Annotated in this window: 19 protein-coding genes; 11 read left to right on the top strand and 8 right to left on the bottom strand. The window is 44.8% G+C overall.

Annotated elements, in window-relative coordinates; genetic code table 11:
- Positions 1-30: 30 nt before the first annotated feature.
- Positions 31-1,029: a DnaJ C-terminal domain-containing protein gene (locus tag MHI51_RS01545; RefSeq protein ID WP_405173507.1), complete on the bottom strand. Its 999-nt coding sequence runs from the start codon at positions 1,027-1,029 to the stop codon at positions 31-33.
- A 175-nt stretch (positions 1,030-1,204) separates the two neighbouring features.
- Positions 1,205-1,678, bottom strand: coding sequence for an Hsp20/alpha crystallin family protein (locus MHI51_RS01540; protein ID WP_076186194.1), 474 nt, complete (start codon positions 1,676-1,678; stop codon positions 1,205-1,207).
- Positions 1,679-2,087: 409 nt separating this feature from the next.
- Between MHI51_RS01540 and MHI51_RS01535 the strand changes: the two genes are divergently transcribed.
- Together MHI51_RS01535 and MHI51_RS01530 are read left to right on the top strand one after the other, a co-directional pair.
- Complete coding sequence (locus MHI51_RS01535; RefSeq protein ID WP_405173506.1) at positions 2,088-3,734, top strand: SWIM zinc finger domain-containing protein; 1,647 nt, start codon at positions 2,088-2,090, stop codon at positions 3,732-3,734.
- On the top strand, positions 3,731-6,751 hold the full coding sequence (locus MHI51_RS01530) for a DEAD/DEAH box helicase (protein ID WP_405173505.1): 3,021 nt from the start codon (positions 3,731-3,733) through the stop codon (positions 6,749-6,751). Before MHI51_RS01535 ends, MHI51_RS01530 begins: the two co-directional genes overlap by 4 nt.
- Positions 6,752-6,801: 50 nt before the next feature.
- On the opposite strand, the gene MHI51_RS01525 is transcribed toward MHI51_RS01530, so the two are convergent.
- On the bottom strand, positions 6,802-7,602 hold the full coding sequence (locus MHI51_RS01525) for a hypothetical protein (RefSeq protein WP_076275929.1): 801 nt from the start codon (positions 7,600-7,602) through the stop codon (positions 6,802-6,804).
- A 527-nt stretch (positions 7,603-8,129) separates the two neighbouring features.
- On the opposite strand from MHI51_RS01525, the gene hflX reads away from it, so the two are divergent.
- Positions 8,130-9,395 (top strand): GTPase HflX, encoded by a 1,266-nt coding sequence (gene hflX, locus MHI51_RS01520; RefSeq protein WP_076220524.1) that lies wholly within the window; start codon positions 8,130-8,132, stop codon positions 9,393-9,395.
- Between the two features lie 156 nt (positions 9,396-9,551).
- Here hflX and MHI51_RS01515 read toward each other — a convergent pair whose 3' ends face one another.
- The 4 genes from MHI51_RS01515 to MHI51_RS01500 all read right to left on the bottom strand — a co-directional run bounded on the left by MHI51_RS01515 (position 9,552) and on the right by MHI51_RS01500 (position 14,746).
- Positions 9,552-10,280 (bottom strand): protein-glutamine gamma-glutamyltransferase, encoded by a 729-nt coding sequence (locus MHI51_RS01515; RefSeq protein ID WP_076186204.1) that lies wholly within the window; start codon positions 10,278-10,280, stop codon positions 9,552-9,554.
- Between the two features lie 75 nt (positions 10,281-10,355).
- Positions 10,356-11,618 (bottom strand): CdaR family transcriptional regulator, encoded by a 1,263-nt coding sequence (locus MHI51_RS01510; RefSeq protein WP_076275928.1) that lies wholly within the window; start codon positions 11,616-11,618, stop codon positions 10,356-10,358.
- A 486-nt stretch (positions 11,619-12,104) separates the two neighbouring features.
- Positions 12,105-13,238: an alanine dehydrogenase gene (gene ald / locus MHI51_RS01505; RefSeq protein ID WP_038568222.1), complete on the bottom strand. Its 1,134-nt coding sequence runs from the start codon at positions 13,236-13,238 to the stop codon at positions 12,105-12,107.
- 281 nt (positions 13,239-13,519) lie between these two features.
- On the bottom strand, positions 13,520-14,746 hold the full coding sequence (locus MHI51_RS01500) for a Zn-dependent hydrolase (protein WP_248549176.1): 1,227 nt from the start codon (positions 14,744-14,746) through the stop codon (positions 13,520-13,522).
- Between the two features lie 220 nt (positions 14,747-14,966).
- Between MHI51_RS01500 and MHI51_RS01495 the strand changes: the two genes are divergently transcribed.
- The 4 genes from MHI51_RS01495 to MHI51_RS01480 are packed head-to-tail and all read left to right on the top strand — an operon-like array spanning position 14,967 to position 20,007.
- Entirely contained in the window at positions 14,967-16,025 is a 1,059-nt protein-coding gene (locus tag MHI51_RS01495; RefSeq protein WP_280753363.1) for a glycosyltransferase family A protein, read from the top strand.
- Positions 16,022-17,149, top strand: a complete 1,128-nt coding sequence (locus MHI51_RS01490; RefSeq protein WP_248549178.1) for a polysaccharide pyruvyl transferase family protein — start codon at positions 16,022-16,024, stop codon at positions 17,147-17,149. The genes MHI51_RS01495 and MHI51_RS01490 overlap by 4 nt, the downstream gene beginning before the upstream one ends.
- On the top strand, positions 17,124-18,671 hold the full coding sequence (locus tag MHI51_RS01485; RefSeq protein WP_076126979.1) for a sugar isomerase: 1,548 nt from the start codon (positions 17,124-17,126) through the stop codon (positions 18,669-18,671). Before MHI51_RS01490 ends, MHI51_RS01485 begins: the two co-directional genes overlap by 26 nt.
- 19 nt (positions 18,672-18,690) lie before the next feature.
- Positions 18,691-20,007, top strand: coding sequence for a glycosyltransferase family A protein (locus MHI51_RS01480; RefSeq protein ID WP_076192559.1), 1,317 nt, complete (start codon positions 18,691-18,693; stop codon positions 20,005-20,007).
- On the opposite strand, the gene MHI51_RS01475 is transcribed toward MHI51_RS01480, so the two are convergent.
- Positions 19,993-21,093, bottom strand: a complete 1,101-nt coding sequence (locus tag MHI51_RS01475) for a low specificity L-threonine aldolase (RefSeq protein ID WP_076126976.1) — start codon at positions 21,091-21,093, stop codon at positions 19,993-19,995. The two genes, MHI51_RS01480 and MHI51_RS01475, sit on opposite strands and share 15 nt — an antisense overlap.
- Before the next feature lie 157 nt (positions 21,094-21,250).
- Here MHI51_RS01475 and udk point away from each other — a divergent pair, with 157 nt between their 5' ends.
- The 4 genes from udk to MHI51_RS01455 all read left to right on the top strand — a co-directional run bounded on the left by udk (position 21,251) and on the right by MHI51_RS01455 (position 25,954).
- The gene (udk, locus tag MHI51_RS01470) at positions 21,251-21,877 is read left to right on the top strand and encodes a uridine kinase (RefSeq protein WP_036687251.1); all 627 of its coding nucleotides are present in this window, start codon (positions 21,251-21,253) and stop codon (positions 21,875-21,877) included.
- A 147-nt stretch (positions 21,878-22,024) separates the two neighbouring features.
- Entirely contained in the window at positions 22,025-23,617 is a 1,593-nt protein-coding gene (locus MHI51_RS01465; protein ID WP_405173504.1) for a spore germination protein, read from the top strand.
- A 3-nt stretch (positions 23,618-23,620) separates the two neighbouring features.
- Positions 23,621-24,820, top strand: coding sequence for a Ger(x)C family spore germination protein (locus MHI51_RS01460; protein ID WP_076126972.1), 1,200 nt, complete (start codon positions 23,621-23,623; stop codon positions 24,818-24,820).
- A 21-nt stretch (positions 24,821-24,841) separates the two neighbouring features.
- Positions 24,842-25,954 (top strand): endospore germination permease, encoded by a 1,113-nt coding sequence (locus MHI51_RS01455; protein ID WP_341000925.1) that lies wholly within the window; start codon positions 24,842-24,844, stop codon positions 25,952-25,954.
- Positions 25,955-25,961 lie beyond the last annotated feature (7 nt).

Below are 25,961 nucleotides of genomic sequence, written 5' to 3'. Positions count from 1 at the left end.
CACCTCACCTCTACCTCTTCTACCTATCTATTAATTACCCACTTTCGCCTTCTGCCGCTGGGTGCCAGTGCTTTGACGTTTAGCTCTGGCTTCGAAAGGGCTGGAGTCTGCCAGCTTTCGGTAGAGATTTTTCTCCGCTTCGCTGATAGGTTCAGGGATAACAATCTCAATTTCAAATAAAATATCGCCATTCGCACCATTCTCACGTTTTAAGCCCTTGCCGGGGATACGTAGCGTTTTGCCGCTCTGAATTCCTGCTGGAATCTTCAATTTCACGGCGCCGCCCCCCGGTAATGGAACCTTTACTTCTCCACCCAATACCGCTTGCCAAGGAGCGATTTCAACCATGCCATATAAGTCGCCATCGCGAATCTCATAAATATCATGAGGAAGAATATGAAGTGCCAGCAACACGTCGCCACCCGGAGTGTTTCCCGCGATTTTAATAATTGTACCCTCATAGGATCTAGGCGGAATGTTCACATCCACCGTTTTGTCACTGACCTGTACTCTTACAGTGGCGCCTTTATAAGCCTGCTCCAAGGTAATATCCAGCTGCGCCTGCATGGTACTGCGGGCCTCTCCCCACGGATTGCCATTCGCACGCCCCGTTCCACTTCCCGAGAAAAAATCAAAGCCAGCCCGATCCGCCGAGCCCCGATTCCCAAAAAACATCCCGAATAAATCTTCCTCCGAAATACCAGAACCTCCTGTTGAATAAGTTCCACCTTTCCAGCTTCCACTTCCACCAAAGTTTGAATCCCAAGAGGAGGCTCCACTCGCCGCCCCTCCACTAGCTCTGCCACGTTGAGCTCCATAAAGCAGCTCTTCATCATAGAGTTTCCGTTTATCCTCATTACCAAGCACTTCATAGGCTTCAGCTGCTTCTTTGAATTTCGCCTCTGCCTCAGGGGCTTTGTTAACATCGGGATGCCACTTCTTGGCAAGCTTCTGATAAGCCTTTTTAATTTCCTGTTTAGTAGCTTTTTTGCTCACACCCAAAGCATCATAATAGCTTTTACTAGCCACTCGCGCTTCCTCCTTTCCATCCCTATTCTCATATTGACCACCATTGCACTCCGAGAAAAGACGCACCATAGCCGGAATTCTCCACTACAATGCGCCTTCTATTCATAACACTATATTAAAAGCCCGCTGCCATCTCTAAAAGACTGAGCGGAAGTTCATTCCGCTTAATTTATGCTTATTCAGACTGCGAACCCGTAGAATTAGAATCTCCGTCTTGAATCTCGATGCGTTTACCTTGCATTTTTTGCCGTTTGGGAACTTCCAGCTTCAGCACTCCATCTTTCAAAGACGCGCGAATTTCTTCCTCGGCAATATCTTGAACATAGAATCTGCGCACATATTCACCATATCGGCGTTCTCTGCGTACAATCTGATGTTCCTTGTTCTCCTCGGCATTTTCTTCCTTACGTACCGCTTTAATCGTCAAATAAGGACTGGCATAATCAATGTCGATTTCTTCTTTTTTCAAACCAGGAAGTTCAGCTTCAATCAGGTAAGCCTGCTCACTCTCACGAATATCTGTTCTGAAGGACATCGTGGAGCTCTTAATCGGTGCAAAAAAATCATCATTAAAAACATCATTCAAGGACTTAGCCAGCACACCAAAAGCATCATCTCTACGTTTACCAAAAGGAACCATATCAAACATTATCCATTCTCCTCTCATTGACTTTGACTTTATTTGACCTATGACCTTATTATAGTCCCCTACCCGAGGAATAACAAAACCGATTTAAGCCGATTATCGCTCAAATTCAGGCGAATTAGCTGATTTTCCACAACGAAATTAGTTCTTTTTATTTATTTGACCAATTTTGACCTTTGTTTGATCTTTCGTAAATGACACCTATTTAATCATGATCCAACTTGCAGTACGATTATTATATGTTCAGACCTTCCGTTCAATACAAGCCATTAGCTTCTAATCATCTTCACGCCAGCTTTTACACAGAGTTTTCTTACGATCTATCAAAATTTAACGATTTAAAGATGAAGCCAGCAGAAGTGATATAATGAAAGACAACTAAAGACCATTTTCGTTACAGGAGACCAATTGTATGCAACCAACCTATCCTATGGATGATACGCAGTGGAGTAAGCTCATCCAAAATGTCGCCTATTATTTCGATGATCTTACCCTCAAGCGGGGGTTCCAATATTATAAACAAAATCGAGTGCAGCCGTTTACCATGACGGAGCCTCGTAAGATTAACGCTCTAGTTGAAGGTAGAGAGGATTACCGCGTCACCATTGATCTCGACGGCTTCACCAATTGTCATTGTAATTGTCCAGTATCAGGTCATTGCAAGCATATGGCTGCCGTGCTGTTGAGTTATGCCGAACAACAAAATAGATCTGTACAGGTTTTGGCTAACGCTAAAGCTGCTTCCTTTTTGCCCAAAATATCAAGTACAGCAACAAGTACTTCTATTGGAGCCGATGCAACTCGTCAGCAGCAAATGAAAGAGATGGCCAACCGCATCGCTAGCGGAAAAATAATGGAGTGGCGGGAGTATTTTGAATTCTGTATCTCCCCTCTAGCCCATACTACCCGAAATCCTGAATATGTGAGTCGGGCCTTGTCTGCAATTAATAAATTCAAACCAAAAATGCTTCCGGAAACGGAGAAGCTGTTCACTCTGCATGCTCATCTTTATCTGTTGGAAAAGCTCGCTAAGCCTTCCACGCAATCCGTCGGTCAGGCCGCTTACGCCCCTTCTCTTGGTTATTACACACAGGTAGCAGTCTCAGAGCTACAGGAAGTAATCACAGGTCTTTTAAAAAAGACACTTCCGCTGTCCCCCGAGCAAGAGCAGGATCTATGGCCATACGTCATCGATACTCTATCTTATCTGCGGCGCGAGATGTTGACGGAGTCACGGGATCGCTCACGGGATCAACCCTCTTTTTCTCTTAGCTATGATCTGCTGTGGAGAAATTGGATTTATCCGAATACAGGTGGAACTAAGCTTTACCTGAATGAAATCGAACAGCTGCAGCAAGCAGAAGGTGAATTAGGCGCTTCCCTGTCACAACATGCGTGGCTGTTAGCTCAGAGCCGCATGTATTACTATCTGATGGATGACCAGAAAGCTTGGGACTTACTGAATAAGGCTGCCGAACGCCCGGGTCTCCATCCCGATGAGCTCATGAGCTTCACCTCTCCGCTGCTGGATGCAGGGGATTGGTCCCGGTTGGTGGGTTGGCTTGTTCAGATCGGTCCACTGCTGAGCAGCAGACTCTATAATCTCAATAGCTATTCAACCAGTTGGGAAGAAGCTGTTCGCCACCTGCCTGAAGCTGAGCTGCAAATGTGGGACACACTAGCCACCATGTTACCTATCTCTGGCGAAGTCTATGAAGAGAAGTTAATCACCTATGAGAAATGGCAGACCTGGATGGATTATCAGCTGTCCATCGGTAAACAGCCCTCCGAATTTCGTGTCAAAGACCTCCAACCGGTGGAAAAGAATGCACCTGAGGTTCTGCTGCCCTTTTACCATCAGGCCGCCGAAAGATTCGTGCTGGATAAGAACAGACATAGCTACAAAGCGGCTGTGAAATTGTTGAAACGATTATCCAAGCTGTATAAAAAGCTGAAACAAGAAGAACGCTGGGAAGAGTTCCTCACTGCCTTCGCCATTAGGCATAGCAGGCTCCGTGCGCTGCAAGAGGAGCTTCGGAAAGGAAAGCTAATACCATGAACATGCATTTACGCACGCTAACCATCCGGCTTGCATTAAGCCAGTATGGCGATGCTTTAATATTTGGAATGAATGAGCGCGAAGATCTCGTGCCGGGCTTGCAGCTTAAGCAGCGGCTTTTCGCCTGGCATGAGGCGTCTTTTTATGGTACAGAGTTAACCGTGCAGCCCGCTGGCGAAGGCGTGGAGCTAGTGATTCTTCCTGCTGAGCAGGTCATCCCCTTCTTTGCCGAGCAGAAGCTTTTGGCGCATATCGAATGGAGCTGGGAGGGCGATGCCGCCCACCTCACAGAACTGGCGCCACTTCTGGCTATATGTCTGGAGCACAAACAGTATATTCCCGACATCTCCGCCTACCGCGCCGGGAGGCTGCAATGGACTTGGGACGAGGGGGCTCTTGCGCAGGTGGCAGTGGACAGTGACACTGCTAAGGGAGCCCTTGAGGCGCTAAATGGCGGCAGCGAATTTAGCCGTGGATTACGTGCGGCGTTCTCTGCCGCCGTATCGCAGCGCTATTACAGCACGGAGGCCGAGGCCGGCGACCTCCGCAGCGAATTCCCGCTTCTCTTCGATAGAAGCGGAGCACTTGCAGCGGGCATGGATACCGCCGCGTGGCTTATCGCCATTGGCTGGAAGGCGGACTCCGCGCCTTTCCGGCCCGCTCTACAGCTGCTGGAGCCCGATGAGGATGAATCCTATTGGCGGCTGCAGCTGATCCTTCAGGACAAGCGCGATGAATCCGCGCTTGTTCCCATCAGGCTCGCCGATAACGGCGAGCCGTACGGCTTGTGGCCGGCCGCGTGGTCGGCTCACGTGCATGAACGGGCCGCGGGATGGCTGGAGCGCCTCCGCGGCAGTCTGCCGCCCGAGCGCTTCGCGGCGGGCGGCGATGTGCTGGCCGAACCGCTGAGCGATGCCATCGCCTGGCGGTTCTTGACGGCCGAGAGCCAGCGGCTGCTGGAAGCAGGCTGGCAAGTGCTGCTGCCGGCGTGGTGGGAAGCCGCCAGCCGGAAAAAGCCGCGCCTGCGCGCAAAGATCAGCTCCGGCGAAGACAAACGCAGCGGTGGCGAGTCGCTGTTTGGTCTCGATTCGATCATCGATTTCGATTGGCGAATCTCCATCGGCGATGCGGATCTCACTGAAGCCGAATTTGCCGAGCTGGTCGCAAGAGGGGAACGGCTCGTCCGCTTCAAGGGCAAATGGGTCTCACTCGATCCGGCTCTGCTGGCGCAAATCCAAAGAGCCATGGCGGGAATGGACAAGTCGCAAGGCTTGTCCTTCCAAGACGTGCTTCAGCTCCACTTGCTAGGAGCTGGTGAAGAGGCAGACGCTGATGCTACGGAAGAGCAGCTGCAAGAGGATGCCGCGCGTCTGCGTCTGGAGGTAGAGCTGAACGAGCATTTGATCAGCCTTATCGGTCAGCTGGGCCAGCGCTCAGAATGGCCTAAGCCGCCCGTACCCGCAGGCCTTAAAGCGGAGCTGCGCACCTATCAGCATGAAGGATTCGCCTGGCTGACCTTTCTGCGCCGCTTTGGGCTGGGGGCCTGTCTAGCCGATGATATGGGACTAGGCAAAACAGTACAGCTCATCGCCTATCTGCTAGACATCCAAGAAAACACGGATGCAAGCTCAGCCCGGCGGCAGACCGACCCACCAGGCTGGCCTTCATTGATCATCTGCCCGACCTCCGTGTTAGGCAATTGGCAGAAAGAGCTGGAACGCTTCGCGCCTTCGTTGAATGTTATGCTTCATTACGGAAGCCGCCGTCTGGACGCAGGATTCTTCTATGGCGCAGCTTCGCAAGCCGATGTGGTACTGACCTCTTATGCGACTGCTGCGCTTGACCAAGAGCTGCTAAAGGAATTCACTTGGGCGACGATCTGCCTGGATGAAGCTCAAAATATCAAAAATGCCCAAACCAAACAATCCGCAGCTGTACGTAGTTTTCCAGCTCTACACCGGGTCGCCTTAACAGGGACGCCGATAGAGAACAGATTATCCGAGCTGTGGTCCATTTATGATTTTATAACCCCAGGTTATCTGGGCAGCGCCAAGTCTTTTAATGACCGATTCACGAATGCTATTGAAAAGGAACGCGACGCGAAACGTACAGCGGACCTACAAAATCTAGTAAAACCATTCATGCTGCGCCGCAAGAAAAAAGACCCTAATATACAGCTCGATCTACCTGATAAAAATGAAATGAAAACCTATGTTCATCTGACAGCCGAACAAGCGGCGCTTTACGATCAAACCGTAAACGGACTGTTGGAACGGATGAAGAAGCTGGAAGGCATTGAGCGCAAAGGGGCAATTCTCGGGGCTCTGACCGGGCTTAAGCAGCTATGCGATCACCCGATGCTTGTGACAAAAGAAGCTATCCCTGAGCTTGATACGGACAATAAACTGGATACCAGCTTTCTTATTAACCGTTCCTCCAAACTGGAAAGACTGCTGGACATGGTTAAGGAGCTGCGCGCGGAAGACGAGCGCTGCCTGATTTTTACTCAATATGTGGGTATGGGAAAAATGCTTCAGGCGGTTCTCCAGCAGGAGCTGGGCGAACCCGTCCTTTATTTGAACGGAAGTACCTCCAAACAGGCGCGCGACCGCATGATCGAGCGGTTTCAGACACCAGCCCCTTCGGCGGAAGATGGGTCTACACGCCCAGACACATCGCCGTCTGATCAGCCGAATGTATTCATCCTTTCACTCAAGGCTGGGGGAGTTGGCCTGAACTTAACTGCAGCCAATCACGTATTCCACTTCGACCGCTGGTGGAATCCAGCGGTGGAGAATCAAGCAACTGACCGCGCTTACCGCATGGGCCAGACTCGTGATGTGCAGGTGCATAAATTCATCGCCCTGGGCACACTCGAAGAACGGATTGATGAGATGCTGGAGAATAAACAGCAGCTCAGCGATAATGTGATCTCCAGCTCGGAAGGCTGGATTACCGAGCTGTCCACAGAGGCTCTGAAAGATCTCTTCACCTTGCGTCGTGACTTAAATGACTAGCAAAAAGGAACATTCGCGTAAATGCGAATGTTCCTTTTTCACAAGAATAATTACCATTGCTCGGACATTTTAAAGGTAACTGCGAGATCGTCCCCGCCCGAGAGGGAGTTTACCACCAATGTGACAGGTTCATCATGGAACTCGTATGAGAGTCGCTCATTAAGTAAATTGACCGCCAGATTCGCATACGCCCCAGAAATCCCTGATCCTGTACCTTGCATAATAACTTTTCCACCCGTGACCGTAGTGCAGGTATAGTTCACTAGCAGCGCCGTGTCCGTGACAGGAATATTTGTAGTCGGTGTAGGATAATTCTCGAAGGCCCCATCAAGGGTCCCGCCTGCAACGACCATATATCGCACAGGTCTTTTGGACATAACATCTAAAGCTGCCGGTCGAATCTCAGCCGCAAGACCTTGTGGAATAGCAAAGCCAGGACGTCTCATAAAGCTGATCGCTGCGAAGTCAGTCGATGTAACGGTCACGTTATCACGTATTTCCGAGGTTATTCGGCTCACTTGAAACACTTCAAGATCAACGGCCGTCCATACACCGTCCACATCAACAAGGAAAACCTGAATCTTCATCTGCTCCTGCGAATATACAAAATTAAATTGGAATAAATCCTCTACCATGACATAGGTCTTGCTTAAGGTCTCCTGATATTGCAGCTCAAATAACTCTTCAACAAAAATGGCCTGGGGACTGACACTATTGGATAAGCCCGTAATATAACAAAACGCGCCAGCCGATCCATTGTTGACAACTTTGATCACTACTTGATCTATTGGCCGAGTACCGTCGACTGGTAAATTAATAATGGTGTTTGTGGACAGAACAGGCAATGTCATCACACCTCCTATATATCAATTCATATATGATATGTAAACATTGTTTAGAATTATTGGGTGTAATTAAAATACAAGAGATGTTCCAGAGCATAAATAGAGATTTGCCACTAAATAACGAATGTGGTAAACTCGACTTAACTTTTTATGAACGGAGGGTTACGTGTGATAGACTTTATCCGAGTTAGAACTTTGCGCGGCTAATTGAATAGCGCTAAAGCTCTGCCCATGTGCAGAGGACTCAGGATTGGTCTACCCATTTTTAAAGGTAACCCGATAATTTAACAACAGCGTGTAGGGAGGATTCTCTTCACCTCCATTCCTTTAAGAATTGAACATCCATAGAAGCCGATTAGCCAACTGCTGCTCGCAAGGGATCAAAGTGACTCTTCCCTGCGACTGGACTGTTGTTTAATTCATTCTACCTATGGAAGGCCCTAACTCTGACGTCCTCTAACGAACCGTAAGCACAGGCAGATTGCCTGTGTTTTTTTGCGTTTATTATTTACTATTGGAGGATGAATAAATATATGGAACAAATACGAGAAAAAGCAATTATAGTCGGTGTCCAGCTTCAGAACGAAACGAATTTTGCCTATTCGATGGAAGAGCTGAGCAATCTGGCAGTTGCCTGTGACCTTGAAGTCGTAGGAGAGCTTAGTCAAAAGGCAAGTCGAATTAACCCCTCCCATTATATCGGGACAGGTAAAATCGAGGAATTATCGGCACTTTTAGAGGCACACGATGCTCCTATTGTTATTTTTAACGACGAACTGTCACCTTCACAGATCCGCAATTTGGAGTCCGCACTGGATCGTCAGGTCATTGATCGGACCATTCTGATCTTGAATATTTTTGCGGAAAGAGCGAAGACCAAGGAAGCCCAGCTGCAAGTTGAAGTAGCCAAGCTGCAATATATGCTGCCGCGCCTCACAGGTCTTCGTGAGTCGCTGGGCAGACAAGGTGGCGGAGCTGGACTTAAAAACAGAGGTGCTGGTGAAACCAAGCTAGAGCTGGACCGCAGAAGAATTGAAGAGCGGATTACTGCTTTACAGGTTGAACTGCAACAACAAGTAGCAAGACGCCAAATCCAGCGGAAACAACGGCATAAAAATGAAGTTCCCGTCGTCTGCCTGGTAGGCTATACGAACACCGGAAAATCCAGCTTAATGAATGTCATGGTAGAGACTTACCATCCGGGTTCCCATAAACAAGTATTCGCCAAGGATATGCTGTTCGCTACACTAGAGACATCGGTTCGCAGCATTGAGCTGCCTGATCACAAAACCTTTTTATTAACAGATACTGTCGGATTCGTCAGCCAGCTTCCCCATCATCTGGTCAAAGCGTTCCGCTCCACTCTTGAAGAGGTTACCGAAGCGGACTTATTGATTCATGTAGTCGATATTTCCGATCCGCAGCATCAACAGCATATGGCGGTTACAGATGAGACGCTCAAAGCACTCGGCGCTGACCAGCTTCCAACGATCTATGCCTATAATAAAGCTGATCTGACTGATTTGCCTTACCCGCAAATTGAAGGTGACAATGTCTACCTTTCCGCCAAGCAAAATAGTGGAATGGCTGAACTTACCGCTCTGATCCGCAGCCATGTTTTTACGGACTATGTCCAGTGTGAGATTCTGGTTCCATTTGATCGGGGTAATGTAGTCTCTTATTTCAATGAACACGCCCATGTTCAATCTACTAGCTATGAAGAAACAGGCACACGCCTTGAGCTGGAATGCAGAAAATCTGATTTTGAGAAATTCCGCAACGATTTTATTGAGCTATAACAAATTAGGAACGACGTGGTAATCCTTAATTAAAAAAGAGGGATAGAGTTTTCAGAGTTATCTGAAGCTCTATCCCTTTCTTTTGTGAATAAAAAAATGAACAATACAAAAGAGCCCTCTCTTTGCATTGCTCAGTAAGTATAAAATAGGCAGACGCTAGATCTTATAAATATAGTTTCTAGACCCTATTCTTGAACATACAGTGTATCGGAAGCTTCTATTGTTGGCTGCCGGTAAAACCGTTCCTGCAGATAACCGCTGTAAGTAATTAAAGTCTGGATGCACCGATTCATCCGTTAAATAGGCCGAGATATCACTCCCATATACTCTTTCCTGATTCAGAGAGTCTATGATAATCTCTCCAGTAGTAATCCCTATGCCATGGCCGTAGAACAGATCATTTTCGAGTTTAATTGCATTCTCGCCCTGCCATTCTGGCTTGCTCGGAGCATGATCGGGATTCTTGAAATATACAACGTCTCCCCGCTGCGTTAGTTCCTTGTTGTAGTTCGTGATTAAGCGTAAATTCTCGTCATAATTCCAGTCCCATAAGAACAAGTCCTTGAAATACTTATTAAACGCTTCTTCACCTATAGCTTCAATCGTCGCCCGATACATAACAATGACCATGGCTGTCGCGCATTCAAAGGCATATAAATGACCATTCCGAAAAATATCTTTAATCCCCACTGTGGGTTCCACGCCAGCGTTCAGCTGAAGCCCACCAATCTCTGTACGTGTCCAAAACTGCGGATTGCAGCGGGAATCATCAAATGTTGCAAAATCCACTCCACTTTCATTTAAAGCTTCAGCCGATTCCACGATGCTTTCTCTCATTTTGCGCTCAAAGTCAAGGGCATCGGGTGAACGAACTTCCTTCACCATGCTTAGTCCCTCCAATGTTATAGGTTCTAAATATAGGTTATTGTACGTGTTCGTCACCGGGTTGGTGCTTAATTCTCATGATTCCCTGGCATCCACGAACCACTGGTTAAGCTGCCGTGTCTCTTCCGTCAAAATATCCAGGAAAATAGAAGTGCGATAACCCGTATCCTTCAAGCTTTTGCCCGTAATCTCTGCAATTCGGTTTAATCTATAAAGCAATGTATTAGTGTGTATATGTAAAAAAGCCGCGGATTCCTTTAAATTGCCGCTTAATGATAAATAGACAGCGATCGTTTTGAGAAAATCACTTTTATGCTCGCGATCATGTTCTTTTAGCGGATATAGCAACGGGCTTTTACGAATTCGACTGCGCTTTTGCTCCATAATAGCCGGTATATAAGCCCAAAATCCAATCTCCTCGTACAATAGCAGCTCCCGCCCATGAAAAGGCAGCAGCTTTTTGATCTCCACAATGGATACCGCTTCCCAATAGGCAATAGCCGCGGACATATATTCAGTGTAATCGAGACTACAGCCAGCAGCCAGTGTGCAGCCTTCACTCTTATACATATCCTCCATTGTTTTATGCAGGAATGAAGATAATCCACCCGCCCCTTCGATCACAAAGCTGAAGGAAAACAAAATAATCAGCCGATTATGCTCAGCCGTCAGAAATAGTAATTGCAGACCGGAATAAGATGCCATAACCTGCCGAAACCGGAGTATTAAATGATCATCGATTACCTTGTCACTTTCAAACACGCTAATATAATATTTTTCCGGCAAAAGAATGGACCAAAATTCCGCATCCTTTTTAATATTTGCTTCGTTGTCGTAGTGGGAGGTAATCAGCTTCCAGAAAAAGTCCTCATGCGTTTTGTCCTGCTTCGTTTTCCAGCCTCGCTGCTTAAGTAAATAACGGCCTACGATACCTGCCGCCTTCTCAACGATATTTTCGGCATGCCCTTCTACCAGGTTGCCTGTATCTACTACCCATATGTACCCGAGAATTTCCTTTTGATGTTTAATACAAATGGCCAGCCGGGGACCAAGTCCCACCTCCAGCACTGCAGGAATTCGAATGGGATGTGCCGCGCTCTCCAGCTGCTGCATAATCCCTTTTTTGCGCAAGCCAATAATCACAGCGTTAGGTACACGCTTCCCGATAATCGTTGAAATCCGCGCGGAGTCACTCTCAAATTCATGCGAGCTGTAGCCAATCACATGATGATTGCTGTCCTCGATGGTAACTTGAGACTGTAGCGATTCACTTATCGTATCCGCCAATGATTCCATACTGTCGAAGAAACGATCAAATAATGGATCCTTATCTGTCACTAGCTTCACTCCCACCTGAAGAATAACCAAATCCTGTACTCTAGAGTGATTTCATTATAGTATGCATCCCCCTAGCTGACTATAAGATAAATAGCTGGTGTAGGTGAGGGGCGAGATCGGCTTGTTGAGGAAGGTGTTTGGGACGGGGATGATTGGTGGGGGGTGTGGGGAGTTTTGTCGGGGTATTTGGGAAGGTTTAATAGTTGTTGGTGTTTACCAAATGTTATAAGTGGTTTTTAGGGAATAACCCCCGGAAATCTCCATCAAAGCTTTCACCCGATCCATCCAACTTCACTACTTAATCTATCCACCATAGCACCGTACGAGCAAACAACTACTGTATCTAATTACTCTGAAACACAATCTATTTACTTTAACATCGTACTGACCAACTTCCACCCGGTCTCCATCGCAAGAAACGCCAAACAGCAAGCTCCCCGCAGAGAGCTTGCTGTTTGGCTCATTCCATTATGGAACGTGTCTATTTTAGATCAATGTGAATGTCTGCTCCATGGCTTGCTCAACCGAATAAGGTGTCTCACCCAACGCTTCGGCAACAGCTTGGCAGGTGATTCTGCCATTGGCTACATTCACGCCGCTTCTTAAGCCGTCATTATCCTGAATCGCCTTGATCACACCTTTATTGGCAATTTGCAGGGCATATGGAACTGTAACATTTGTTAAGGCAATAGTTGAGGTCTTAGGAACAGCGCCTGGCATATTAGCCACGGAATAATGCAGCACGCCGTGTTTCACAAACACGGGATTATCATGTGTCGTCACTCTGTCGATGGTTTCTACAATGCCACCTTGGTCAATGGCCACGTCAACGATCACTGATCCCGGCTTCATGGTCTTGACCATTTCTTCAGTAACCAGCTTCGGTGCTTTAGCACCCGGAATTAACACGGCACCTACCAGCAGATCCGCTTCAGCCACTGCTTTGGCAATATTATAAGGGTTAGAGATCAACGTATTAATCTGTGCTCCAAAAATATCATCTAATTGACGTAGTCTCTCCGCGCTGAGGTCAACTATCGTAACATCTGCGCCTAAGCCAATAGCCATCTTAGCTGCATTAGTACCTACTACACCGCCGCCAATAATACTCACTTTACCTCGGCTAACGCCAGGAACTCCGGAAAGAAGAATACCTTGTCCGCCGTAGTTCTTTTGCAGGAACTGCGCGCCCAATTGGACGGACATCCGGCCAGCTACTTCGCTCATCGGTGTTAACAGCGGCAAGGTGCGTCCATGAACAACCGTCTCATATCCGATCGCAAAGACGCCTTTGTCTTTTAGCGCAGCAGCCAAGGCAGGCTCTGGAGCAAGATGAAGATACGTAAATAGAATAAGGCCTGGACGGAAATAGGGGTACTCAGTTGCTAATGGTTCTTTTACCTTCATCACCATTTCAGCAGAGCTCCAGACCTTTGCTGCATCCTCAATCAATTGTGCTCCGGCAGAGACATACTCTTCGTTAGGAAATCCGCTGCCCACACCGGCTCCAGCTTCTACGAGCACTTGATGACCTTCAGTAATTAAACTAACTACACCCGCAGGGGTTATGGCAACACGATTTTCATTGTTTTTAATTTCTTTAGGTACTCCGATAATCATCATTCATCTCTCCCATCTAATGTAGATCCCTTATGTAAAGAATGATAACATATGATTAGCATTCCCATTTTGTTAAAAAATTAAAATATTATCTACCATGATTGTGTTTTTACACAAAGGATCAGACTTAACTGCCCATTAATCTTTAATCATTTTGGTACTCAACACAACCATCTATATTATCTCATAAAAAAAGACACCCTATAGAGTGCCTTTTTGACGATTTTGTATGAAATTAAAGCGACTACCATATCGCATGATGTTATATTAAGTGACATTAACTATCTTGATAATAACAACATCACTGTTTCTAACACCACATTTACCCCTTTTTCGCAGTCTTCATAGGAGGTTAGTTCCTCTTCACAATGGCTTTTACCCTTCACGCTAGGCACGAACACCATTGCGGATGGCAGAAAGCTGGCTACGAATTGTGCGTCATGCCCTGCACCACTTGCGATCTTTCGACTGGAATAACCCAAGGTTTGAGCCGCTTGCTCCACCAAATCACACACATTCTGATCAAACCACACCGTATCTCGGCCCCAAAGCTTAGTCTTGCTTACTTCACAATCCAGCAGTTGCTCTGGCAAACCGTTGATAATGGCTTCCACTTCACGCACAATCTCCATCTCTTTATGTCTGGCTTCAATGGTGAAAATCACTTTATTGGGAATGACGGTATGGATATTAGGAAGCACATTCATTCTGCCCATGGTATACACAAGCTCGGAATCGAGCGCCCCCAGCTTGCTCCGCAGCTCAATAATCAGATCTGTGGCAGCAAACAAAGCATCTTTGCGCATCGCCATAGGGGTTGTGCCCGCATGATCGGATTCTCCCGTCACCTCAATCTCGTAACAGGCCATACCAACTACACAGTCAACCAGCCCAATCGTCAGCTCCTCTTTTTCAAGAACAGGCCCTTGCTCGATATGAAGCTCCAAATAAGCGGTGGCTTCGGTGATACGATTGCTCATTTCTCCCTTATATCCACTCTTCTCCAGCGCTTCACCAAAGGTGATGCCTGCTGGATCTTTTTTGTTCAACATAACACTTTTATCAAACTTTCCGGACAGCACACCAGAGGCCATCATCGATGGCTCAAAACGTGCCCCCTCTTCATTCGTAAAATTCATAATCGTCACCGGAAACTTCGGCTTAATCCCGTAATCTACAAGCGTCCGCACCACCTCTAGACCCGCGATAACCCCTAGGACGCCATCGAATCTGCCCCCTTTTTTCACAGTATCCATATGCGAGCCAATCACAATCGGAGGCCCGGAAGTTTCGCCTGCCAGTGTGGCATACATCGTCCCCATATCATCCATCTTCACAGACATTCCGAGCTCTTCACAACAGGCACGAAAATAATCCCGAACTTTAAGATCCTCTTCCGTCAGCGATAATCGGGTCACGCCATTTTTATCTGTACGCCCATAATCGGCAAATGCCTCGATTGTATTCTTCAGTCTCTCACCGTTCACGAATATTTTTTGCAGCTGCATCCCAGATCCCTCCGCTTCGAGCATTTTGTTGGCTTTCTATCTATGTTAAACCAAACCATAATATTTTCATTTTACATATTGTAATAACTATTATTCACATGATGCTACAACGAGTAGAGCCAGCAATAAGTAAACTAAAGTAGTATATACAATCTTTTCATACGAGGGGTAAGCTTAAGATAGCTTATCATCCAGTTCTACACAGGAAAGGAGCGAGCCCATGAATCTAAGCCTTGTGATCCCGGTATACAATATAGAGCAGTATATAACCCCTATGTTTAATTCACTGCTTGATCAAAGCGATCCGCATTTCGAAGTCATCATCGTAGATGATGGTTCTACGGATAACACTTACAACGTTATAGAAAAGGTTCTTTCGCGTAATCCCGCCCTTTTCTGTAAAGTCATTCGAACGGAGAATCATGGAGTAAGCGCGGCTAGAAATAGGGGTTTAGCTGAAGCCACAGGTAGCTATGTTCTTTTTGTAGATGGAGATGATTATGTCTCCGCAGACTTGGTCTCAACCCTTCAGTCATATACTCAAGATGAACAACCCGAGATTATTTGCTGGGGTTATAATCATGTCTCCGAAGGCAGAGAAACTCTATTGAGCTGTACCTCTGATTTCAGCGACGTGACGGGAAGTGAAGCACTGGCGCGGATTTTCGTGAACAAAAGCTTGCGAATATGGACAGGGAGTATCGCTTATAAGCGAGAATTCTTACTTCTCCACGGGCTAGGTTATACAGAACGCTGTGTGAATGGAGAGGATCAAGAGTTCATCTACAAAGCCTTGTCCAGAGCAGCCAGAGTCATCTCAATCCCGGATATACTATCCTTTTATTTACAGAGAAACTCCTCCATCTCCAACAGCTATAACGTGAATAAATTCGATGTAGTGGATGCTTTCAAAAGGGTGGATGAATATTTCAAAACCTATCCCTTTGCTGAACTAGATACGATCTCCCCTTTGTTAATGAACCGGGAGCTGATCGAGAACTACTTTTTCAACCTCAAAACCTGTCTAAATGGTACGGAAGGGGTAAGCATTCAGGAATTACTTCGTGACATCAACCATACCTATCCAAAGCTCAATCAAGAAATGGATGAACTCATAAGACGTTATAGAGGAGATAATCGCAGATTAACCCTTTATATCAGAACATTTTTAATCTCCCCGCTTCTATATCACAGATTCATCTCTGTGGAGAGAGGCTTATCCAGGTTCAAGCGAAACCTACTTAAAGGGAACGGAACCCGAAAGGAATCTAGAATATGAAAAAGATGCTGATATACGCCTATACCGAATTTAATCTGGGCGATGATCTATTCATTAAGGTGCTGTGCGAAAGATATCCGGATACCAAATTCAGAATTTGCGCACCACGCCTCTATAAACAATGTTTCAAAGAGCTCCCTAACCTCAAAGTGTATCCTTCCGATTCCCTTCTTCTAAGAGGCATTGGCTATATTTGCAGGAAGCTAAAGATACATAATGTAGCTCACAAATATCTGGCAGATCACTCAGATGGCGTCGTTCATATCGGCGGCTCGATTTTCATGGAAGCAGACCACTGGGCAGAGCATTTCAAGAATGCAGAAGTCATTCGTAATCAAAATAAGCCTTACTATCTGTTAGGATCTAATTTTGGCCCTTTTACAAATCAAGAATACTATGATGAGCACAAGCGGATTTTCAAGGATTATACAGATATATGTTTCAGAGAACAGTACTCTTATGATTTATTTAAGGATCTGGATAATGTCCGCTTAGCCCCAGATATTATTTTTCAGCTAGACCCGCCAGATATTCCAAACGAACCGGAGGATTACATCGTCTTATCCGTTATTAAACCTTCAGCGAAAGGTCTGAACGGTTTTGACAACCTCTATTATGAAAAAATGAAAGAACTCGCAATTTATTTCATTGAAAAAGGTTACGCGGTTCATTTCATGTCATTTTGCGAACACGAAGGCGATCAACTGGCGATTGAAGAGATTCAGCGCCTTATCGGTCCCTCCTACAAGGATGCTATTCAAGTGCATTTATATAAAACGAACATGGAAGAAGTGTTGTCCGTGTTAGCTAATGCCAGTTCTATTGTGGCTTCAAGATTCCATGCAATGATTCTGGGCTGGGTATTTAATAAACCGGTATTCCCTGTAGCCTACAGCAAAAAAATGGTCAATGTAATGGAAGATGTTGGATTCACAGGTCTGTATGCCGATTTCAACACGCTGGAACAGGTCCAGCCTGAACAGATTTTTGAAAGTATGATCACCTGCTCTATGGATGTCACACTGCAAGCAAAACAAGCCGAAAGACATTTCGAGCATCTAGATACGTATTTACCGCTTTACGAAAGGGGGATTCGTTATGAAAGCCAAGCGGAGCATTCTTAACTTATCCTTTGGACTGGGAAGTCAACTCATCACGATCATCCTCGGTTTTTTTATACCCAGACTGATAATGGTCAACTATGGCTCTGAGGCCAATGGGCTGATCGCTTCGATTGTGCAGATTATTAGTTATTTGGCGCTGCTGGAAGCAGGTGTTGGGGCGGCCTCGATCCAAGCACTTTACAAGCCGGTAGCTTCGGATAATAAAAACAATATCAACTCTATTCTGGCTGCCACCTCCAGCTATTATAAAAAAACAGGTATTTACTATTTCTTCGCCGTACTGCTACTCGCCATCGTGTACCCGCTAGTGATCTCATCTGAGATCGATAAATTATCGATTATGGTCATTATTTTGCTTACGGGGATGGGCGGAGCAATCAATTATTATTTTCAGGGGAAATTCAAGGTCCTGCTCGCTGCGGAGGGAAAAAGCTATGTAGAGACTTCTATTGTCACTGTGGCTAATATTATGAACAGCCTGATCCGGATTCTGTTATTACTGCAAGGTGTGGACATTATTGCGGTTCAAGCTTCCTATTTTATCTTAACTTTACTTCAAATCATCGCTTTCTATATTTATATGAATAAGAATTACAAGTGGATCAACCTGAATCTCAAACCAGACTATGAAGCCATTGGTCAAAAGAATTCCGTATTAGTCCATGAAATCTCCTATTTGGTGTTTAGAAATACGGACGTACTTATATTAACCATCTTTACGAATCTAAAAATCGTCAGTATCTATGTTATGTACAATATGATTTTTACGATCGTGGATAATATCGTCCAGACCATAAACGGAAGTGTGAAGGCTGCCCTCGGGCAAAGCTACCATGAGAGTAAAGAAGCATTTATTAAATTTTATGATGCTTACGAAGTGTATTTTATGGGGCTTATCTTCTCGATTCTAACGGTGGCTTACATTTTGATTTTACCCTTTATGAAATTGTATACCGCTGGGGTAAACGACGTGAATTACATTGATATGTGGCTGCCGGTCTTGTTCGTAGTCATCAAATTATTAACCAATGCCAGAACGTCTTCCAATAATGTGATTACCATCGCTGGACATTTCAAAAAAACACAAAACCGTTCCATTCTGGAATCCGCCATTAATCTGGTGGCTTCTGTTGTCTTCGTAATCTTCATGGGAATTTACGGTGTACTGATGGGAACGATAGTTGCCCTCCTATACCGCTCCATAGATATTGTGATCTATGCCAGCAAACATTTGCTGGACCGCAGTCCATGGGTCACTTTTAGAAGATGGCTTACGAATGCAGTAGTTTTTGTAGGCATTATTCTCATCACAACTGCCATCGACATCCCGATCCATTCCTATCTGGGGCTTATGATCTGGGGTGTACTTCTAGGACTAGTGATCTTGCCTGTATATTTTGTAATCGGCTCTTTAATGGAACGGGAAGTCTTCCTCTATACATGGGAACATCTCAAAAAGTATCGATACAAACTCAAAAATAAAATTAACGCTCAGCCTGAGGTAAGTGGTTTATCCAAATAACACAACAGGAGGACTGGAAATGGATCATAGCGAGGTTTTGCAGCAAGCCTGTTACGTCTTTCTAAACGACCTAAATGACGAAATAAACCATTCACCTACCATCCAAATAGAGGATACAGAACTATTGCAAAGATGCCGCCAGATCATAGATCAAGAACAAAATGTACAAATCAAACCTTATCTGGAAACCTTATCTGAGGTTATTCATGCCTTTCTGACGGGGAGGGCTTCAGAGGATACTTTGAAATTCTATCTGTCTGAACAATTCAACATTGTTGCCAGTGATATCGCAGGTTTAATTCAGGGGTTGGTTAAAATGGAAAGCCGCATTTCGGATACGGAAATTTCCTACCCAACAGTCCAATCCTTATCCGATTCTCCCAAGATCAGTGTCATTATCACCACCTATAATAGAAAAGAATTCCTATATCAAGCGATCCAAAGTATCTTAATGCAGGACTATCCCAATAAAGAGATTACAGTGATTGATGATTGTTCTACAGATGGCACGAAAGAGTTAATGCAGCAACACTTTGGGGCGGAGCCACGGGTCATTTACATGCGCAATGCTACCAATAGCGGACCTGGAAATAATCGCCGAAAAGCTTTTGCTGCACATGGTGATGGGGAATATGTTCTTTTTCTCGATGATGATGATTATCTGATCGACATGAATTATTTCAGTAAAGCAGTCCGCTTCCACCTCCTTCATCCCGAAATTTCATTTGTAGCTGCGAATGTGTTCCTGGAGTATTCCAAAGCCAAACAACTAAAAATCTCCAATCTGCAGCTTAGCAGCATTATTAAGAAACGCGATTATTTCATGAATTTCGAGAAAAAAGGATATCCAAAACCCGCCTCTACTTTAACTACTGTCTTTAAACGAGAGGCCTTAATGGCTATGGATATCCTAGATATGAATATGGTCAACGATGCTTCCATCTATTTGCGTTCCCTGCTGGTAGGTGATGCGGGCTTCATTGATGTGATTGCCGGCGTGTACAGAATACACGGGAACAATATCACCTTTAATCTGAGCCAAGGATTTTTAATTGAGAATCTGGAAGAAAAGAAACTCATTAAGAATATGGCCGTGCAGAAATATGGATATAACGCACAGGAAATGACGGAATGGTTCAACCACAATGCTTACGATACGATCTCATACTATTTATTAAATTCTGCAAAAGACGCTACAGACTTTAAATTCATGTACCATTGGGCGCTTAACCATTGCCCGCTGATCTACAATCAATTAAAAAATGAGTTTCGCATGAAGCTTATTAAAAAACAACTATTACGAATCTCCTTACTCCGCACGCTACTCGGCAGATGATTCGCTCATTAGCTTATCGAGCAGCAGAAAAAACTCTTTAAGCTTTTCTTTCGGGATGTCGGCATACTTGTCTCCAATGCTGATCTCACAATAAGAAGCATGTTCCCCGGTAGCTCTTATACCCGCGCTTAAACCGATTCCTGTCGCCTCATACACCGCTGACAGAATCGGTTCAATTTGTTCCTTAGACATTTGAAAATGCATGTGAAACATATTGGAGACAGGTTGAGCGGGCAGAGTGGTTACGTCGTGACATTGATTAACCCAAGCAGCAAGCTCCTTTGCACCTTCATAATACTGCTGCATGTTGCCTTCTCTTTGCTGGTAATAATAATCAGAAGAAATGATGTACGGATATAAGCTGATTAAGTCTCCACCATGCCGCCGTTTCCATATCTTTGATTGCTTCGTAAAATCTTCACTGCCTGCAAGAATTGCCCCAGCGATTCCTCCAATTCCTTTATAAAAGGATATATACACACTATCAAAGAGTGCAGAGATTTCAGCTGCTGACTTCCCGTAATACGGGAGGATCTCAAATAATCTTGCCCCATCCAAATGCAATTTAATGCCGCGTGCACGGCAATGAGCAGAAATAGCTTCAAGCTCCGTGTATTCTGGCAGCTGACCACCAATCTCGCGCTGGGGTAATTCCAGCAACAGACAGGCGATATCCTCCTTTAGGTTCGCCACATCCTCCAAAGTGATTAATCGGTTCTTGTCCGCAAGCAAGATAGGCTCAATATGATGTAATTCCTTCAGGCCATCCTGCTCATGGATCTCCAAGTGACATAAGGGATGATAGGCTACCTTTTTCACCTCTTTTTCATCGCACCAAATTCTTAAAGCGATTTGCTGCGCCATCGTTCCGCTCGGAAAGAAAACCGCGGTTTCTTTGCCCAGGATATTCGCCATTTTCGTCTGGAAATCTTCAATCACTTCGCCCGTTCCATAAATATCAGATGCCGTACTGTTCTCTACGGCTGCCAAGGCTTCCTTCAACACTTGCACATCTCTATTCCCATTCCCTGCGATTCGATAGGCCGTTTCATTAAAAGCCTCTTGTACGGTTTTTTTTCCGTTCATTCGTTGGATAACCCCTTCCGGATTTGCCTTGTCCCTAATATAGACGAATTTCCAAAAATCCCATCTTAATTTTACCCGATCTAAGGTGAAAAAACATGAGCGCTGTGCTACAATATTGGAATTGCAACGGCAATCTTAGGGAGGGTTATTGAATCACATGCTCATTATTGGTATCGCCGGCGGCACCGGCTCGGGAAAAACAACCGTAGCCCGCTCCGTCATTGACCGTCTTGGAACGGGAAAGGTAACTTTCATATCTCAAGATAACTACTATAAGGATCACTCACATCTCAGCTTTGCTGAACGTGAATCCATTAATTACGATCATCCTTTCGCTTTCGATAACGAGCTGCTCATTGAGCATCTTAAATCTCTGCGCGAAGAACAGACCGCATTCGCTCCCGTGTATGACTTTACAGTCCATGCCCGCTCCACTACAGAGACGGTAGAACTGAAGCCAAACAATATTGTAATCATTGAGGGACTCCACGTCCTTTCTGACGAGAATCTCCGTGAAATGCTCGACATCAAGGTATTCGTGGATGCCGATCCTGATGTACGTATTCTCCGCCGGGTCCTTAGAGATATTGAAGAACGTGGACGGAGCATCCAGTCGATCCATCATCAATATTTGAGTACAGTTAAACCCATGCATGAAGCTTTTATCGAACCATCCAAAAAATACGCTGACCTGATCATCCCTGAAGGTGGCCATAATGAGGTTGGTATTCAGTTGTTGTCCATCCTAACGGAGAAGCATCTATATAACGATTGGACGTCTTAAAGTCTTAATTAAGCGCTTCTAGCTAGCTGCAGAGAATCTCTCTGCGGCTTTTTTTGATATGCGTTGACCCATCCGTGGTTCAGAATAATCCCACCTCATTATGGTAATAGCTATATTTACAGCACCAGCGGAAGAGGGATAACAACTATGGGATTTCTGAACAGAACAATAACAAAAGTTTTTAAGAACCCTTCATTAGGGCACCCTAACCCCACTAAAGAATTACCCAAGGAACCTATTAAAGAAAAACTTCAAGATAATATTCAATATATAAAAACAACACTCGGCAATAGTACAGATCTCGTGATTAGAGAATTCTTTATTGGTTCCAAACACCAGATTAAAGCAGCTATTTTCTATACAGATGGATTGGCGGATAGTAAAGCTATTCAGGATTTCATTCTGGAATCACTAATCTTAGAACTTCCAGATCCAAGTCTTGATACACAAACAACCAACTATCAATTATTAAAAGATCACATGCTCACTGTAGGGGATATTAAAGATACGACGGAGTTCAATTCTTTATTCACCTCTCTATTATCCGGAGATGTGATACTCTTACTCAATGGATATACCAAAGGGTTCACCATAGGCATGCGTGACTGGAAAGACCGTGGCGTAACGGAAAGTGCCACTGAAACGGTGATTCGTGGACCTAAGGAAGCCTTCACAGAAAGCTTACGCACGAATACCGCATTAATCCGGCGGAAAATAAAAGACCCCAATCTCTGGTTAGAAACACAGCAAATTGGACGTGTAACACAGACAGACGTAGCCCTCATGTATATCAATGGCATTGTTAGTGATGAGATTCTGCAAGAAGTCCACTCACGTTTAGATCGGATCGACATTGACGGTATCCTGGAAAGTGGCTATATCGAAGAATTAATCGAGGATGAAACCTATACCCCATTTCCAACCATCCATCATACGGAACGCCCTGACGTTATAGCAGCTGCTCTTATGGAAGGAAAAGTAGCCATATTAGTAGATGGGACTCCTATAGTAATGACGGTGCCTACCTTATTTGTTTCCTTCATGCAGACGGCGGAAGATTATTATCAACGTGCCGATGTTAGCACCTTAGTACGAATGCTTCGATACTTCAGTATTTTCATTTCACTACTTGCCCCATCTTTGTATGTAGCTATTACTACCTTTCATCAGGAGATGCTGCCCACAACCCTGCTGATCAGTCTAGCCGCACAACGGGAGGGCGTGCCGCTTCCAGCATTTATTGAAGCACTCTTAATGGAGCTTGCCTTTGAGATTATACGAGAAGCGAGTGTACGAATGCCTCAAACCATAGCCCAATCTGTATCCATTGTAGGCACCCTAGTGATTGGGACTGCGGCAGTTGATGCCGGCATTGTTTCTGCTGCCATGCTTATTGTCGTCGCTATTACTGCTATCTCCAGCTTTGTGCTGCCATCCTTCGATCTTGCCCTGACCATCAGAATGCTCCGTTTCCCAATGATGTTCCTTGCTGCATCCTTTGGATTGTTTGGGATCATTATCGGCGTTATTGCGATAGTTCTTCACATGTGCAGCTTACGTTCCTTTGGAATTCCTTATTTGAGCCCGTTTGCTCCCTATAACCTCGCCGATCAAAAGGACACCTTTTTCCGAATGCCGCACTGGGCTATGTTTACCCGCCCTAGACTTATCAATAAAAAAAATATCGTTCGGGAAAAGAGTACACCACCGGAAAAACCTGGAGATCTCACGGAGGAATAATTCATGAAACGAAGATCGCTTCTGATTTGTGTTCTTATTCTCATGCAAATATTTGTAACAGGTTGCTGGAGCCGCCGAGAATTAAATGATCTTGCGATTGCTGTAGGAATAGGTATCGATAAAATCGGAGATCAATATCAAGTTTCTGCGCAAGTGGTCTTACCCAGTCAAATCGCTGGCTCAAAGGGGGGCTCTCCTCAGGCACCAGTCAACCTTTATAAAGCGACGGGAAATACCGTATATGAAGCCCTTAGAAAAATCACAACCGTTAGTCCACGTAAAATTTATATCTCTCATTTACGAATCCTAGTCCTTGGCGAGGATTTGGCTAAAGAGGGAATCAGCGATGTTCTTGATTTCATGTCAAGAGACAACGATACGCGAAATGATTATTTTATAGTGGTAGCAAAGGATGCGAGGGCAGAAGATGCGTTGAAAATATTAACCAGTCTTGAAAAGATTCCTGCCGTGCGATTGTTTTCCAGTCTGGAAACCTCTGAGAAAAATTGGGCACCTACATCTACTGTGACATTAGGAACCCTAATTACAGAACTTGTGAGTAAAGGTAAAAATCCAGTCTTAACAGGTGTTGTCATCGATGGAAGTGTAGATGAAGGAGAAACTCCGAAGAATGTTGAAACGGTAGACTCTCCAACGGAATTGAAATACTCCGGATTGGCCATATTCAAGGAGGACAAATTGATTGGTTGGCTAAATCCAGAGGAATCAAAAGTGTATAACTATTTAACCAATAAAGTAAGGAGCACTGTTTTCTATATCCAATGTCCCGAAGGTAAAAAGGTTTCACTTGATGTATTTGAAGCCCGTTCCAAAATGAAAGGCAGCATCCATAGTGGCAAACCAGAAATCACTATTGAGCAGCATTTAGAATCAGATTTAGGAGAGGTACAATGCAGAAATCTTGATCTAAGGGACCCAAAGACCATCACTCAATTAGAACAAATCGCCAATAAAAAAGTAATAAATCTATTCGAAGCTACAATTAAAAAGGTACAAACTGAATACAAAAGTGATATTTTTGGATTCGGCGAAATCATCCATCGTTCTAACCCGCAGGCGTGGAAGAAACTGCGAAACAATTGGGATGAGACCTTTGTTAACCTTCCAGTAAGCGTAAAGATGGATATTAAGATTCGCCTGTTAGGGAAAGTGACTAACTCTTTCCTAGAAGAGGCGAAGTGATGAATTGGAGTGAACAAAACCATGTTGGAAAAGGGAAAAATAAGTACTCGCCAGCTAACCTTACTGGTTATGCTCCTTACTATTGGGGATTCCATCCTTATAATCCCTTCTTCATCCACACACTACGCCACACAAAACGCCTGGATTTCCACTTTAATTGGAATGGCATTAGGTTTGCTGGCCAACTATATGTACAGCAAGTTCGCAAAGTTATATCCCAAATTAACGCTTATTGAGGCAATTCAAAAGGCCTTCGGAAAATGGCTTGGGACTATTCTATCGCTTATGACTTTATTGTTTTTTCTTATAGTTATCGCTGGAAGTATGAGGGAGATCAGTGATTTTGTGATTTCAGAAATGTTGCCTGGAACTCCTATCCCGGCCATTCTGCTCTTATTTATACTTATCGTAATTATGGCAACGCGGCTCGGTATTGAGGTTATCGGACGAGCGGGAGAGATCTTCACTCCAATGGTCGTTATCCTATTTCTGATCCTGACGGTCGCAATTGTTCCTCAGATGGAAATTATCAGAATATTCCCCATCCTGGAAGATGGAATAAAGCCAGTACTGAGAGGGACTATTCCCATTACGGCCTACACCTTTTTAGAACCAGTCGTCTTTCTAATGATACTTCCTTATGTAGATAAACAACAAAAGATAACAAGGAGTTTTTTACAAGGCACCCTCCTAGGGGGGACTGTAATTTTCATAACGCTCATCGTCTCCATACTGGTCTTAGGTCCGGATCTGACGGCCAGAGATATATATCCCAGCTATAACATCGCAAGGCGCATATCTGTTGGTGGAATCTTTGAGCGGGTGGAAGCCATGATAGCTCTACAGTGGATGTTAACTTTCTTTATAAAAGTAACTTTGTATTTCTATGCTTTTATTCTGGGGTTGTCCCAATTATTAAAATTGAAGGAGTATCGAGTGTTATCCTTACCGACAGGGTTGATTTTGGTCGCACTAGCACCTCTTATAGCCCCAAATTACACTTATTACGGCGAAATTTTTGATAATTATTGGGTGTATTATGTTATAACCTTTGGGTTATTTCTACCCCTGGTTTTGTTAAGCGTAGTAATGTTCAGAAGAGCACTGAGCAAAGACTTAATATCTCGAAACTAAATGGTTT

This window comes from Paenibacillus sp. FSL H8-0260, assembly GCF_045040625.1.
GTDB classification, from domain to species: Bacteria; Bacillota; Bacilli; order Paenibacillales; family Paenibacillaceae; genus Paenibacillus_AQ; species Paenibacillus_AQ odorifer.
This window is presented reverse-complemented; position numbering and strand designations above follow the sequence as displayed.